Source organism: Kutzneria buriramensis, assembly GCF_003387475.1.
GTDB lineage: Bacteria > Actinomycetota > Actinomycetes > Mycobacteriales > Pseudonocardiaceae > Kutzneria > Kutzneria buriramensis.
In genome coordinates this window covers 21,609-35,618 of record NZ_QUNO01000022.1, presented here as the reverse complement: position 1 = coordinate 35,618, position 14,010 = coordinate 21,609, and the positions used below count along the sequence as shown (strand labels likewise).

Here is a 14,010-nt window from a genome sequence, read left to right as displayed (position 1 = left end):
ATGCCCGCCACCAGCACCCCGCGCCGTCCCCGCGGCGGCAACATCACGCCCAAGATGTGGAGCGCCAAGCTGCTCACCGGCCAGGTCACTTTGTCGCCGATGCAGGAGCAGATCCTCGCCTGCCTGACCCAGCACCGGCTGATGACCACCCAGCAGCTGCACACCCTGGTAGCCGCCGACTACCGGCGCGAGTTCCTCCACCGCAACCTCCAGAGGCTCGCCGCCGCCGAACTGGCGGCCAGCACGCCGGTCCAGCACGAGCGCAACGCCAAGGCGTGGTGGGTCACCCCGGCCGGCCGCGCCCGCGTGGCCGCCGCCCTGCGGCCGCGGGCCTACGTGATGACCGCCGGCCGCGCCGACTCCAACCTGCAGAGCCACACCCTGCTCGCCAACCAGATCGGTGTGGAGTTCGTCCGCCACGGCCGCGCCCGAAACGTGCCCATCAGCTACCTGGACTGGGACAACGAGATCGGACACCGCGTGCGCGACGGCGAGAGCGAGGCCTCCAACCTCGTCTCCGACCTGCGGATCCGGTTCGTGCTGACCGACGACGCCGACGGCGACTCCGGTGTGGTCTGCCTGATCGAGGCCGATCGCGGCACCGAGACCGTGCTGGCACTGACCGAGAAGATCCGCAACTACACCCGGCTGTTGACCTACATCCCGCTGGAGGCCCGCCGCGCCGGCGACACCGTGCCCAACTGGCGGCGCCACTACCGCCGCTTCCCCCGGGTGCTGATCGTCTTCGCGGACAAGGCACAGTCCACATTGGAACGCCGGGCCGAACAACTGCTCGGATTCTGCGCCGAGGACCCGTACATCAACCAGCACCTCGACCGCCTCGGCCTGCTGTGCACCACCATGACGCAGCTGACCGACCACGGCCCGTTCGAGCCGATCTTCTGGGACGCCTACGGGCACAACGTCAACCTCCTCGGCACGGCGCCCAAACGCCGCACGTCCGGCAGGTCGACATGAGCACCGCCCTGGCCGCGGAGGAGCAGCGCGCCGAAGCCGGCGGGCTGGAGGCCGCCGTGCGCGGCCTGGACAGCTCGCCGCGGCTCGCGCAGCGCCGGTTCGCGTGGCTGCCGGTCACCGGTCCCGGCGCCGTGCACACCGGCCTGCAAGGCCGCGGCCCCAGCGAGTCCACCAGCCTCAACGGCCTGGGCGAGCTGCTGTCGTCGATCGCCGTGCACGGCGTGCTCTCCCCGATCCTGGTCGAGGAGCTGACCGACGCCGACACCGGCGAGGTCCACCTGCGGCTGGTCACCGGCGAAGGCCGGCTGCGCTGCTGCCGCATCGGACTGCGCGAGGACCCGGACAACACCTACTTCCAGCGCGTGCCGGCGATGATCTGCCCCGGCCCGCTGACCGAGGAAGAACGCAACGCCTGGCAACTGATCGAGAACCTTGCCCGCCAGGACTACCAACCCGGCGAACTCGCCTCGGCGCTGCTGCTGGAGCGCTGCGCCGTGCTGGCCACCCGGCTGACCGAGGCCGGCGCGCCCGTGCCCGAGGCCGACCTGGCCGACACCGACGACCCGGTCGCGCGCTGGACGCTGCTGGACAAGACCCGCCTGCGTCACGCGCCGCAGGTCGGCGCCCCGTGGGAGCTCGTGCTGCGCCGGCTCGGTGTGTCCTTCGGGCCCCGCAAGGCACGGCAACTGGTGGCCGCCTTCCAACACCTGCCCCGGGAGCTGTCCACCGACCTGGACGCCCACCAGATCGCCCTGACCACCCGGACCGGGCTGGTGCGCCTGGCCCGCGATCCCCGCCAGAACGTCGCCGAACTGTGGACCGCGGTGAAGGCCCTGGGCCGCCCGGAACTGCTGGCCGCGGCGACCGCGGCCGCGCAGGCATCCGCGGCCGCCATCGGCGCCCGCGCCGCGCTGCCGCCAGTCGAGCAGGCCGTCGAAGCCGCGGTCGCGCTGCACGACGCCGCCAACGCCGCCCGTGCGGAAAAGCTCAGCCGCACCGACCTCGCCACCACGCCGCACCCGGACGACGACGCCGGCCACACCACCGTCGCCGGCGGGCCGCAGGACGACGACTCGGTCGGCGCCGACGACGCCCGGGAGCACGCCGGCATCGACCCGCACCTGGTAACCGACGTGCTGGACCGGCTGCGCGAGCTGAACGGCGAGCTGCGCGCCGGACGCCGACCGCCCCGCTACGCCGTGGGATCCCTGCAGCTGCGGCTGGCCGAGACCACCGACCTGCTGGCCACGCCAGCACCGTCCCAACCCACCACCATCAAGGAGGCGGGATGACCCCGGTGTTCCTGTCCACACCGACCCTCGGCGCGCCGACCGGGCCCCGCCCGGCGCCCGGCTGCAACTGCGCGGTCTGCGACTTCTGGATCGACAACCCCCGCGCGGTCGAGCCGATCTGCAGCGGCACGTCCTCCAGCTGCGAGTACTGCAGCTGCGCCCGAGCAGAAGACCCGTCCCGGGCCGCGGTGCGCGACGGGGGCGCCTGCCGCACCTGCCCCATCCGCTGCGGCTCCCGACCCGACGTCGGCGACTGGATCGCCGCGGTCGGCGGCACCCTGCGCTTCACCGACCTGCACGTCACCCAGCCGGCCCCCACCGGGCTCCCGCGGTTCATCCCGATGGGCGACGGCGACGACATCGCCCCGCTCGACGACGGCCTCGGTTGGCCCGCCTACGCCGTGGGCATGCGCCGCGTGCTGTCCACCGCGACCGGCAAGATCATGCCGAAACTGCACGACACGACCGCCCACCAGGCCTTCGCCATCCCCGACACCGCCAAGGCCATCCTCGTCGGCTACGGCACGGACCCGCTCGTGGAGAAGTACTGGAGCGGCCGGCACCGCGACGGGCTGATGCTGTCCATCGCCGCCCAGGGCTGGGACCTCGTGCTGACCAGCAACTACAGCATGTACCTCAACCAGCCCCGCACCGAGCACCTGATCAATTACCGGCGCAACCTCCTGATCGCCGCCGAGCTGGCCGACCTCGGCGTGCCGACCGCGCCGTGCCTGTACTGGGCCCGGCTGGAAGACCTCGAGCGCTACCTGGACTGGGTCGCTGACACCGAGCCGGCGCAGGTCGCGGTCAACCTGCAGACCTTCCGCGACGCCGAGGAATGGAACGAACTCGTCGTGCCCGGCCTGGCCTACCTGGCCGGCACCCTGCCCGCCGACATGCCGATCTGGCTGGTCGGCGCCTCACGCCCGGATCGGATCCGCACGCTGGGCGCCCTGTTCGGCGAGCGGCTGCACCTGGTCGCCCAGAACGCGCTGCAGTACGCCCGCCGCGGCGCGGTGATGACCGACCAGGGCCGCCAAGACGTGCACGCCCTGACCCGGGACGCCTTCCACACCAACGTCCGCTACTACGCCGACCTGCTCGACGGCCACGCACCCGCCGGAGGAACCCCGTGACCGAGCCGATCTCGACCAGCCCACGCTTCGCCGTCCAGCGCAACCCCGCCGAAGCGGCCGACGTCCCGCCTGTGCCCCCACACCCCGCCGGCCGGCCCTGGCGGTTCGAGATGATCTTCGGCGGAGGAGCCTGGCGTGCCTACGCCGACACCGCAGCCGACCTGGTCGCGGCCCTGATCCCCGGCTACGACGGTCTGGTCGCCCCGACCGAGCGCGCGCACGCCCGGCTGCGCACGGCCTGCGACCTGCAGGTGCGCCTGCAGGCCGCGCTCGCCGCGGGGCCACAAATCGTGGAGTGCACCGCCGAGCAGCGTGAGGTGCTGCTGGGCAACTTCTCGCAGCCGCCGGTGCTGGTCTGGTGGGACGCGCCGGTCCCGCTGGTGCTGGTCAAGACGTTCTACGCGCCCTACCGGCCCACCCCGGCCCCCGAGGGGAACGTGTGGTGGCTGGATCCCAGCGACGAATGGGAGCTGCTGGTCACCCTCGCTCAAGCCGACGTGATCCGCCTGCACGCCCGCGACGACCTCATGCCGCCGATGCCGGCGCCCGACCCGGACCAGGACGGCGACGATGGGCGCCGGTAGCCGCTCCCACCACCAGCACCACCACGTCGACCCGGGCACGGGCGGTGCTGGCGGAGGCATCGCGCTGGTCGACGAGCCCGACGACGAACTGGGCCAGGTCACCCAGCGCGACGTCGACGCCGTGGCCGCCGAAGAGGCCGAGCTCGCCCGGGCCGACGCGGACAACTACCAGCGGCTGCGCGCCGCCGCCGGCGACCAGGGACAATTCACCACCGACGGCGTCGAGCACATCCTGCCGGACTCCTCCGCGGTCCGGCTGCTGTCCTACGCCCCGGGCTCCGGGCCGAACCAGCTCGGCACCCTGGAGGTCTGCTGGCGCAGCAACGGCAGCACCTATCGGTTCGCCGAGGTTCCCGGCCCGATGTGGGACCGCCTCCAGCAGACCCACACCGCCGGCGGCAGCGTCGGCCATCTCGTCTCCACCGAGGTCGTCGGGCACTTCAGCAACCACCTCGTCGGTGACAACGACACCCTCATCGCCCGTGCCCGCGTCCCCGCCGCGCTGCCCGGAATCGGCCCTGGGCAACAGCATTGCCCCACCTGCGGGCAGTTCGTCGGCGCTGCGGCACACCACTGCCCCATCAGCTCCTCGATCACGATCCAGGATCAGCGGCCGAACGCCGGCGGTGGCCCACACCTGGCCATCCCCGGCACCGTGACGATGCCCGACGTCTCCACGATGCGCGCCAACGCCGACTTCGCCCACGGCCCGCTGCTGGTCCCGGTCACCGCCGGATACGACAACGACAGCGGCGAGCCCCACCAAGTCACCGGGCACGCGCAGCTGCTCCGCGACACGAACGACATCGTGTGGGACGACGCGATCGCGCACCTGGACTGCACGTGCGGCGAGAATCCGTGCTCGCACCGCTACGACACCGTTCTGGCGCTGAGCAACCAGTTCCACGGCATTCGGGGTCAACGCCGATGCCCAACCTGCGGCCAGTTCGTCGGCGCGATCACGACACACGACTGCCCGGTCCCGGCTGCGTCGACCTCCTACTTCAGCGGCCCGATCACGTTGAACTGCCCGTCGATCACCGCGATGCAACGCCACTGCGCCTTCGGCGAGGTGTCCATCCCCGTACCCATCACCGCCGCCGTCGACGTCACCCCGGAGGACGACGGGAACTCCGTGCATTTCGTCGAGGGCACCGTCAACGTCTACGGGCGCCAGGTGCCGGTCGACCCCGCCGCCGCCGCGGCGGGGCTGTCCTGCACGTGCGGCCAGCCAGCGTGCCGGCATGCACAGCTGGCGGCCGCCGACCTCATCGAGCGGGTGCACTCGCCGCTGGTCAACAGCCCCGACCGGCGGGCCACAACGGCCGTGCTCGGCGAGCTCGCCGCCGAGCACTTCGCCTCCACCCAAGCCCAAGACGCCGCCCGCGCCGCGCCCGCCGCGGTCACCACCTACAGCGGCAACCCTGACGCGTTCCAGGCCGCCTACCGACAGGCGCTGGCGCGCGTGGCCAACGGCGAGCCCGCGGTCCCCTACATGACCGAGAACGCCACCGGCGGCCTTGGGTCCCGCGACGGCGGCCGGGCCTTCGGCGTCGAGTTGGAGTTCGACCTGTCCGGCCCCAACCAACGGAGCCGCCTCAACGCCATCGCGCGCGACCTGCATGCCGCCGGTCTGAGCACCACCACCATGGTCGGCGGCTACCACTCCAGCGAATACGCCGGATACACCGAGGCCCGCAACGGATGGCGGCTGGAAGAGGACTGCACGGTCTCCGGCGAAGTCGTCTCGCCGATCCTGTGGGACACCCCGGAAACCTGGAACGACCTGCAGACCGTCTGCGACATCATCCGACGACATGGCGGCCGTGCCACCACCCGCACCGGCGGCCACGTGCATGTCGGCATCGGGAACTTCGACCACACCGTGGGCAACCACAACCGGCTGATGCAGTTGGTCGACGCGCACTCCGACACGCTGTTCCGGCTGGCGTCCAACCCCGAACGCGGCACCCACCGCGGCACCTACTGGTGCCGCCCCAACCACGTTCCCAGCCAGGGATACCGCAACATCGGCCATGCCCGCGACGCCAACAACGGGCACAACCTGGCGGTGAACATGCAGTCGGTGTCCGGCAGGCGAAGCGACCACGTGGAATACCGCATGTGGGACGGGAGTCTGGAGCCCAGCATCGTCCAGTCGCAGATCAAGCTCTCGCTGGGCCTCACCGAGGCCGCCTTTCGAGAAGCCGGAAGCACCTCCGCGCCCAACGACGGCCACGTGGACCACGTCGGCGCGCACCGACGGGTCTTCGGCCGCCGGCGCCTGCACGGCGAGGACTGGCGCGCGTCCACCCGCGGGTTCCGGTCCCTGATGGACACCGTGTTCCACCGTGACGAGGACCGGGCCCAGCTGACCGGCCTGTTCGCCATCACCCGCTGGCAGCGCTAGCGCCACCACACCGCACGAGGGAGGAGAACACCATGGGCGGCGGTCGTCGATCCCACCACCAGCACCACCACGTCGATCCCGGCCTCGGCGCCGGCGTGGCCACTCTGCAGGACACCGCGCCGTCCGAGCAGCCTCAACCGGTCCGCGTCGAGCACCTGTCCACGCCGAGTTCACGGCTCATCGACGGAGTCCGTTTCAGCTACGCCGACAACGACGCCGACCATGGACTGCTCGACGTGACCTTCCGGAACGTCACGAACGGCGACCTCCAGACCATGCGGTACGCCGACGTGCCCGTCGAGCTGTGGCGGCGGATCCAACAGGCTGGTGACGACGCGAGCGTCTCCCGCGCCGTCAACAACGACGTCTTCGGCGCCTTCCCCTCCCACCCGCTGGATGAGGACGACCTGCGCCCCCAACCCGACACGGCCGAACCCGCCGCAGCGCAGGAGGAACCGACCACCAACGCCGCCGCGACGTCGCGCGGTGCCCAGGCCCACTGCCCGCACTGCGGGCAATTCGTCGGCGAGACCGAGCACCACTGCCCGGTCACCACCGCGGCGCGGCGCGTCTACGTCAGCGACCACGGCCAACTCGCCATCCCCAACGCCACCGCGCTGCGCGAGCACTGCGACTTCGGCGACGACGCCCAGCTCCGCATCCCGCTGGAGGGCTACTACCGGCTGCCCGACGATCCCCACGGCTACGCGGTGTTCGGCGACGCCACCATCCCCGGCCCCCGGGCCGAGTTCGATCCGGCCGCGGCCGCCGCGGACCTGGCCTGCGGCTGCGGCCGCGCCGGCTGCCAGCACGCCCAACTCGCCGCGGCCGAACTGGTCGACCTGATGCGCTCCCCACGCGTGCGAACGCCCGACCGGCGGGCGAGCACGGCGGTGCTGGGCGAACTCGCCGCCGAACACGACGAGTCCGTCCGCGCTCAGGAGCGCTCGCGATCCGAGCCCGGGACCGCCGCGATGTCCTATATGGACAACCCGTCCGCGTTCGAGACGGCCTATCGCCAAGCCCAGCAACGAGTCGCCGCCGGCGAACCACCCATCCCCTACCTGATCGAGAACGCCACCGGCGGGCTCGGCTCCCGCGACGGCGGCCGGCCTTTCGGCGTCGAGTTGGAGTTCGACCTCCCCCACGACGTGAACCGCGCGGCCGCCCTGCGGTCGATCGCCGAAGACCTCTACCAGGCCGGCCTGAGCCAGAGCCGGACTATGGACCGCTGGCACGCCAGCGCTCGGGACGGCTACACCGAGGCCGCCAACGCCTGGCGGCTGGAACACGACGCCACCGTCGCCGGCGAGATCGTCAGCCCGATCCTGTGGGACACCCCAGAAACCTGGCGGAACTTGGCCACGGTCTGCGACATCGTCCGCCGGCACGGCGGCCAGGCCAGCGTGCGCGCCGGCGGCCACGTCCACGTCGGAGCCGGAAACTTCGACCACACCGTGGAAAACCACAACCGGCTGATGGAACTGGTCGACGCGCACTCCGACACCCTGTTCCGGCTGGCGTCCAACCCCGAACGCGGCACTCACCGCGGCGTGCGCTGGTGCAGTCCCAACAGGATCCCCGCCCAGGGCTATCGCGACATCGGCCATGCCCGAGACGCCAACAACGGGCACAACCTGGCGGTCAACATGCAGTCGGTGTTCGGCGGGCACAGCGACCATGTCGAGTACCGGATGTGGGATGCCACCTTGGACCCCGCGGTCATCCAGTCGCAGGTCAAGCTCTCCCTCGGGCTGACCGAGGCCGCGTTCCGCGACGCCGGCTCGCCGTCGCGGCCCAACGGTGGCCGCGTGGACCGGCTCGGCGACCACCACGCGCAGTTCGGCCGGCGGCGCCTGGTCGGCGAGCAGTGGCGGCAGGCCACCCGCGGGTTCCGGTCCCTGATGGACACCGTGTTCCACCGTGACGAGGACCGGGCCCAGCTGACCGGCCTGTTCGCCGTCACCCGCTGGCAGCGCGCCCGCGCGACTCGGTGAGGAGACCAGGAATGGGCAGCGGTCGTCGCACCGACCACCAACACCACCACGTCCACCCCGGCACGCCCGCCGGGGGCGGCGCCGCGCCCGCCGGCGCCGCAGGCGCCCTCGTCACCGAGCCCACGAGCGCAGACCTCGCGCTCGACTACGACACCCGCCTGCGACGCGCGACCTTGCTCGAGTCCGAGATCATCCCGACACTGCCGCCACCGCCCGCCCCGTCGGCGAACGAGCGGTGCGCCCGCTGCGGCCAGTTCGTCGGCGCGACCACGCACCACTGCCCGCTCGACACCATCCCGTACGTCACCCGCCACACCCCCACCATCGGGATGCTGATGCCGGACCCGCATGCACTGCCCGGCGCGGTGAACTTCGCCGGCGGCGTCCTGCTGCCGGTCCGCGCCGCCGTCGACGACCCGCGCATCCCTTCGGGCGGCCACCTGGTCGCCGGCGAGGTCCGCATCGCCGCCCCACTCACCCACATCGACCACGACGACCTCGGCGCCCGCCTGTTCTGCAGCTGCGGCATCTCCGACTGCCGCCACGCCCGCCAGGTCGCAACCGCCGTCCTGGACCAGGTCGTGCCCGACCACCGCCAACGCGCCACCGCCAGCCGCCGCGCCGCCACCACGGTGCTCACCGAGCTCGCCGCCGACCACCAGGCGTCCCAGCGGGCGCACCAAGCCAGCATCGATACCGCCGCCGACGCCGGCTCCGTGTCCTACCTGGACGACTTCGACGCCTTTCAGCAGGCATACCGGCAGGCCCGCCGGCGCCACGACGCCGGCGAGCCAGCGGTGCCGCTGCTGCTGGAGGACGCCACCGGCGGACTGGGCGTCCGCGGCTTCGGCGTCGAGCTCGAGTTCGACTTCGAGGGCGGAACCTCCCGCACGGCACTGCGCCGCATCGCCAGTGACCTGCGCGACGCGGGCCTGAGCCAGCACTCCGAGATGCTGGGCTACCACCAGGGCCGTCGCGACGGCGGCTACACCGACGCCCGCGACGGGTGGCGGCTGGAGGCGGACAGCACCGTCGCCGGCGAGATCGTCAGCCCGATCCTGTTCGACAGCCCACAGACCTGGACCGACGTGCAGACCGTGTGCGACATCGTGCGCCAGCACGGCGGGATCGTCTCCCGCCGCACCGGCGGCCACGTCCACGTCGGCACCGCGAACTTCGACCACGAGGTCGGCCACCACAACCGGCTGCTGCACCTGGTCGACACCCACACCGATACGTTGTTCAGGTTGGCGGCCAACCCCATCCGGGGACGGCACCGGGGCTTGTTCTGGTGTTCCCCGAGCCCGGCGCCCGCCAACGGATACGCCACGCTGACGCAGGCCCGCGACTACAACTACTCCCACAACTACGCGATCAACCTCGGCGGCGTGCACGGCGGAGCCAGCGACCACGTCGAGTACCGGATGTGGGACAGCTCGCTGGACCCCGCGATCATCCAGACCCAGGTGAAGCTCAGCCTCGGACTGACCGAGGCCGCGTTCCGCACGTCTGCGCAGCCGCGGGCCACCACCGACATCGAGCGCGTCGGACAGCACTGGCGCGCCGTCGGCGGCCGCGGCCGCGGCGCCCGCCTGCGCGGCGAGGAATGGCGCTCCTCCACCCGCTCCTTCCGAGCCCTGGTCGACACGGTGTTCCACCGATCGGTGGACAAGGCCCAGGCCACCGGCCTCTTTGCCATCACCCGCTGGCAGCGAGGCTGAAAGATAACGTCCCGCCACCCCGCCTCGACCACCTGGAGCACCACGATGACCACACCGCCGACTTCCGTCCCCGCGGTCGACGACGACGGCCCCGTGATCCTGCGCAACCCGGCCGCGGCCGCCGACGCCCCGCACGCCCCCCGACGGCCCGACGGCACCCAGTGGCGCTTCGAGATGATCCACGCCGGCGGCAGTCTGCGCACCTACGCGCAGACACCAGCCGCCCTGGTCGAGGCGCTCGTTCCCGGCTACCGCGCCATCACCACCCCGACCGAGGCCGCCGCCGCGCGCATCCGGCTCGCCTGCGACCTGCAGGTGCGCCGCCAGGCCGAGCTCGCCACGGCGCCGCAGCTGGCCGAGTGCACCCCCGAGCAACGCCAACTGCTGCTGGGCGACTTCTCCCGACCGCCGGTGCTGGACCAGTGGGACGGCCCGATTCCCCTGATCCTGGTCACGACGTTCTACACGCCCGTGGGCCGCATCGCCGCTCCCCAAGGACGCGATATCTGGTGGCTGGACCCCGGCGAGGACTGGGAACTGCTGGTCAGCCTCGCGCAGGCCGGGATCATCACATTGGCCAGCAGCCAGCCGGCCGGTGCCGGCGCGCCCGAGGACGACGATGGGCTCGGGTAGGCGCGCCAACCACCAGCACCACCAGGTGAACCCCGGCCCGCCGCCTGCACACCCGGTTCCCCCGGCCGGCGCCGTTGTCGGCGCCGCGGCCCAGGACGCTCCCGAACCCGTCCCCGACGGCATCGAACACCTCGCCCCACACCGCCAACGCCTGGTCAGACACCTCGCCTACCAGCCCGCGACCGACAACACCGGCGGCACGCTCGAAGTGACCTTCCGGACCGGCGGCACCTACCGCGTCAGCGGGATCCCGACGCAGACGTGGAACGAGCTGCAGGACGCCGCCGAGCGCAACCGGTCGGTGCACTACCTGTGGTCCACCGGCGTCCTGGCCCAGCCCGCGGCCGAGATCGAGGCCGGGACGAGCTGGTACGCCGAACTGCTGCGCGATGGCCGGCCACGAACCCGGTGCTCCCGGTGCGGCCAATTCACCGGGCTCGCCGCACACCGCTGCCCCGTGGCCACCATGCCCGAACGCCGCCACTACTTCGAGCACGGGATGCTGTACGCGCCGCTGCTGTCGCTCGTGCGCGAGGCGGTGGTGCTGTCCGACGAGCCCGTCCTCGTCGACGTGCACGGCCAGTACCACGACCCCGCCACCGGCGTCGCCGGCGACATCACCGGCGCCGTCGCCGTCTACGCCCCTGCTTCCCCCGACGCCGGCGAGCATGCCGCGGACGGACTGAACTGCACCTGCGGCCAACCGCACTGCGCGCACCGTCAACTCGCCGCCGCCGACGTCACCGGCAGCATCAGCTCGCCGACCAGGCTGGCCACCGCCCGCCGCGCCAGCACCACCGTGCTGTCCGAACTGGGCGCCGAGCACGCCGCGGCGCAGGCGGCGCAACAACGCGCCCAACAGACCTGGCCGGCGCCGGAGGTGTCCTACCTGGACGACTTCGATGCCTTCCAAGCCGCCTACCAGGACACGCTGCGCCGGATCGAACGCGGCGAGGACACCGTGCCCCTGCTGTATGAGGACGCCACCGGTGGGCTCGGCGCGCGCGGACACGGCCGCGGCTTCGGCGTGGAGATCGAATTCGAACTCGGCGAAGAGGCCAGCTACGGCGCACGACGCAACATCGCCCACGACCTGGCCGACGCCGGCCTGGCCGAGGACAGCACGATCTGGGGCTACCACGAGCCCCGCATCGGCGGATACACCGACGCCCGCGACGGCTGGCGGCTGGAGGAGGACTCCACCGTCGACGGCGAGATCGTCAGCCCGATCCTGTTCGACACGCCGGAAACCTGGCAGGACATCGAAGCGGTCTGCGCGATCGTGCGCGCCCACGGCGGCATCGCGACGGTCAGCACCGGTGGCCACGTCCACGTCGCCACCGGAAACTTCGACCACCTCGCGGCCAACCACGCCCGGCTGCTGCGCCTGGTCGCCGCCTACCAGGACACCCTGTTCCGGCTGGCGACCAACCCGGACCGCCGGACCCATCGCGGAACCGCGTGGTGCACGCCGAATCCCACGGCCAGCGCCGGGTTCGAGTCGGTCACCCAGGTACGCCAGCGCAACAGCAGCCACGGCGTGGCGCTGAACCTGAGCGCCGTACACGGCCATCCCAACGACCACGCAGAGTTCCGGATGTGGGACGGCTCCCTCGACGCCGCGGTGATCCAAACCCAGGTCAAGCTGTCCCTCGGGCTCACCGAGGCGGCCCTGCGCACCGCGGGCCACGCCGGCGATCTCCAGGTGGACCCACTCGGCGGGCACCACCACGCCTTCGGCGACCGCGGCGGCCGCCTGCGCGGCGAGGACTGGCGCGCGGCCACCCGCTCCTTCCGTGCTCTGGTCGACACGGTCTTCCACCGCGCCGTGGACAAGGCCCAGGCCACCAGCCTGTTCGCCATCACGCGATGGGCTCAGCCCGCGACGCGCTCTGCTCGCTGATCGCCGTGCTCTGCCGGCCCGGCACACGACGGACGTCGCCTCGCCGGCCTGCGGCATCCACAGCAGCAGTCACCGGGACACCCACTGGTGCGCGAAGCCGGCCGAGTGCGGCCGGCGGCCGGCCAGCACCGGCTTGTCGGCATCGCGATGATGGACACCGGCGGTCCAACCGGTCGAGAGAGCGCGGAAATACAGCTGGTCGGACACGACCACGCTGCTTTTCCGGACTAAGGAGGCTCGCAACTTCGAAGTAGCGTCAGCCCTGGTCAATCGCCTCCTGGGCGATCATCCGCTGGGCAAGGCTGACTTGCCGTCCTGCTCTGGCGGCTCGGCGGTCCGTGCTGCTTGATCCGCAGCGTGTTGGAGGGCGGACAGGCATGCTGCCGGATCGCGTACCAGGTCCGGGTTTCGTTGCAGGTGGGCAAGTTCCAGCTGGGTCAGGTTGCGTACCATCGGCACGCCGTCGACCTTGATCAGCAGCACCGAGCCGATCTGGATGGCTGCGGCAGAGGTGCTCGCGAGTGCGGTCAACAGCTTCGCGACGACATCGCCCTGGGCAGCGTCGACCTGGGCTTGCGCTTGGTCGACCGCCCGCAGCTCCACAGCCCGGCTCAGGTCCCCAGCCAGTCGGCGCGTCAGCTCGTGCTGACGGGCCTTGTTGATGGAGACCCGCATCCTGCGGAACCACGAGCTGCGGATCGGTTCGCCCCAGCTATGGACCTGGAAGCCGTACTTCCTGAGCACCGTGACGAGGACCGACTCCACCGGGTCTGCGGCTTCCTCGACGTCGAGATACACCGAGACGTCTACGTCAACCCGCTCATGTTGTCCAGGGGCCTCAAAACTTCCGAGGTTGACGATAATTTCGTTCCGGCGATAAATGATCGTGCCATTGTCATGTTCGTTCTCGTGGCCGGAATCCGTGTTTTCGTCATCCGCCATATCGACGTCGTCGCCGGCCAGCACCGCAATGCCGCCTGTGCTGCCGGTCTTGGGCACGCCGGCGTTGCTCCCGGCCTGTTCCGACCAGATAGGCGCAGGTGCAGCCGCCTCGGCTCGTTCCCACAAGTCCAGTAGTTCGGCGGCGAAGACGGGATCAGCCTTGCAGGCTCGATCAAGTACCTCAGCCAGCAACGCGATCCAACCCAGACTGTCCGGGTGCGCCGACGCCTTGGCGAGCACGTCCTGTGGACCTGGTTTGTCGGTGAATCTCTCGTTAACTCGCAGCCGCAACTGACGCATGATGTTGGCTCGGACGCCCGTGCCGGTTTCCATCGCGTCGTCGGCTGGCTCACCCTGTTCCCGGGCCAGTGCGGCGGCGATCGCCTTCAGGATCTCGTCCATGCGTCCCCCGGT

General features: G+C 71.5%; 11 protein-coding genes. 9 read left to right on the top strand and 2 right to left on the bottom strand.

The genetic code is table 11. From position 1 onward, the window contains the following. From BCF44_RS45780 to BCF44_RS45740, 9 genes are read left to right on the top strand one after another with little or no spacing between them, the layout of a single operon-like run. Positions 1-978 (top strand): replication-relaxation family protein, encoded by a 978-nt coding sequence (locus BCF44_RS45780; protein WP_116180837.1) that lies wholly within the window; start codon positions 1-3, stop codon positions 976-978. Continuing rightward, complete coding sequence (locus BCF44_RS45775) at positions 975-2,270, top strand: ParB N-terminal domain-containing protein (RefSeq protein ID WP_116180836.1); 1,296 nt, start codon at positions 975-977, stop codon at positions 2,268-2,270. The genes BCF44_RS45780 and BCF44_RS45775 overlap by 4 nt, the downstream gene beginning before the upstream one ends. Then, on the top strand, positions 2,267-3,406 hold the full coding sequence (locus BCF44_RS45770; RefSeq protein WP_116180835.1) for a hypothetical protein: 1,140 nt from the start codon (positions 2,267-2,269) through the stop codon (positions 3,404-3,406). The genes BCF44_RS45775 and BCF44_RS45770 overlap by 4 nt, the downstream gene beginning before the upstream one ends. Beyond that, complete coding sequence (locus BCF44_RS45765; RefSeq protein ID WP_116180834.1) at positions 3,403-3,990, top strand: hypothetical protein; 588 nt, start codon at positions 3,403-3,405, stop codon at positions 3,988-3,990. Before BCF44_RS45770 ends, BCF44_RS45765 begins: the two co-directional genes overlap by 4 nt. Then, positions 3,977-6,400, top strand: a complete 2,424-nt coding sequence (locus tag BCF44_RS57055) for an amidoligase family protein (RefSeq protein WP_211353550.1) — start codon at positions 3,977-3,979, stop codon at positions 6,398-6,400. Before BCF44_RS45765 ends, BCF44_RS57055 begins: the two co-directional genes overlap by 14 nt. A gap of 32 nt (positions 6,401-6,432) precedes the next feature. Then, a complete protein-coding gene (locus BCF44_RS45755; RefSeq protein WP_116180833.1) occupies positions 6,433-8,397 on the top strand; it encodes an amidoligase family protein in 1,965 nt (654 codons plus the stop codon). A gap of 11 nt (positions 8,398-8,408) precedes the next feature. Further along, positions 8,409-10,118, top strand: a complete 1,710-nt coding sequence (locus BCF44_RS58810) for an amidoligase family protein (protein ID WP_116180832.1) — start codon at positions 8,409-8,411, stop codon at positions 10,116-10,118. Between the two features lie 45 nt (positions 10,119-10,163). Next, positions 10,164-10,751: a hypothetical protein gene (locus tag BCF44_RS45745; RefSeq protein ID WP_116180831.1), complete on the top strand. Its 588-nt coding sequence runs from the start codon at positions 10,164-10,166 to the stop codon at positions 10,749-10,751. Further along, complete coding sequence (locus BCF44_RS45740) at positions 10,738-12,654, top strand: amidoligase family protein (protein WP_116180830.1); 1,917 nt, start codon at positions 10,738-10,740, stop codon at positions 12,652-12,654. Before BCF44_RS45745 ends, BCF44_RS45740 begins: the two co-directional genes overlap by 14 nt. Positions 12,655-12,723: 69 nt before the next feature. On the opposite strand, the gene BCF44_RS56135 is transcribed toward BCF44_RS45740, so the two are convergent. Further along, positions 12,724-12,861 carry a hypothetical protein gene (locus BCF44_RS56135; RefSeq protein ID WP_170218109.1) on the bottom strand — a complete coding sequence of 46 codons (138 nt, stop codon included), beginning with the start codon at positions 12,859-12,861 and terminating at the stop codon, positions 12,724-12,726. A gap of 78 nt (positions 12,862-12,939) precedes the next feature. Further along, positions 12,940-13,998, bottom strand: a complete 1,059-nt coding sequence (locus BCF44_RS45735; RefSeq protein WP_116180829.1) for a hypothetical protein — start codon at positions 13,996-13,998, stop codon at positions 12,940-12,942. Positions 13,999-14,010 lie beyond the last annotated feature (12 nt).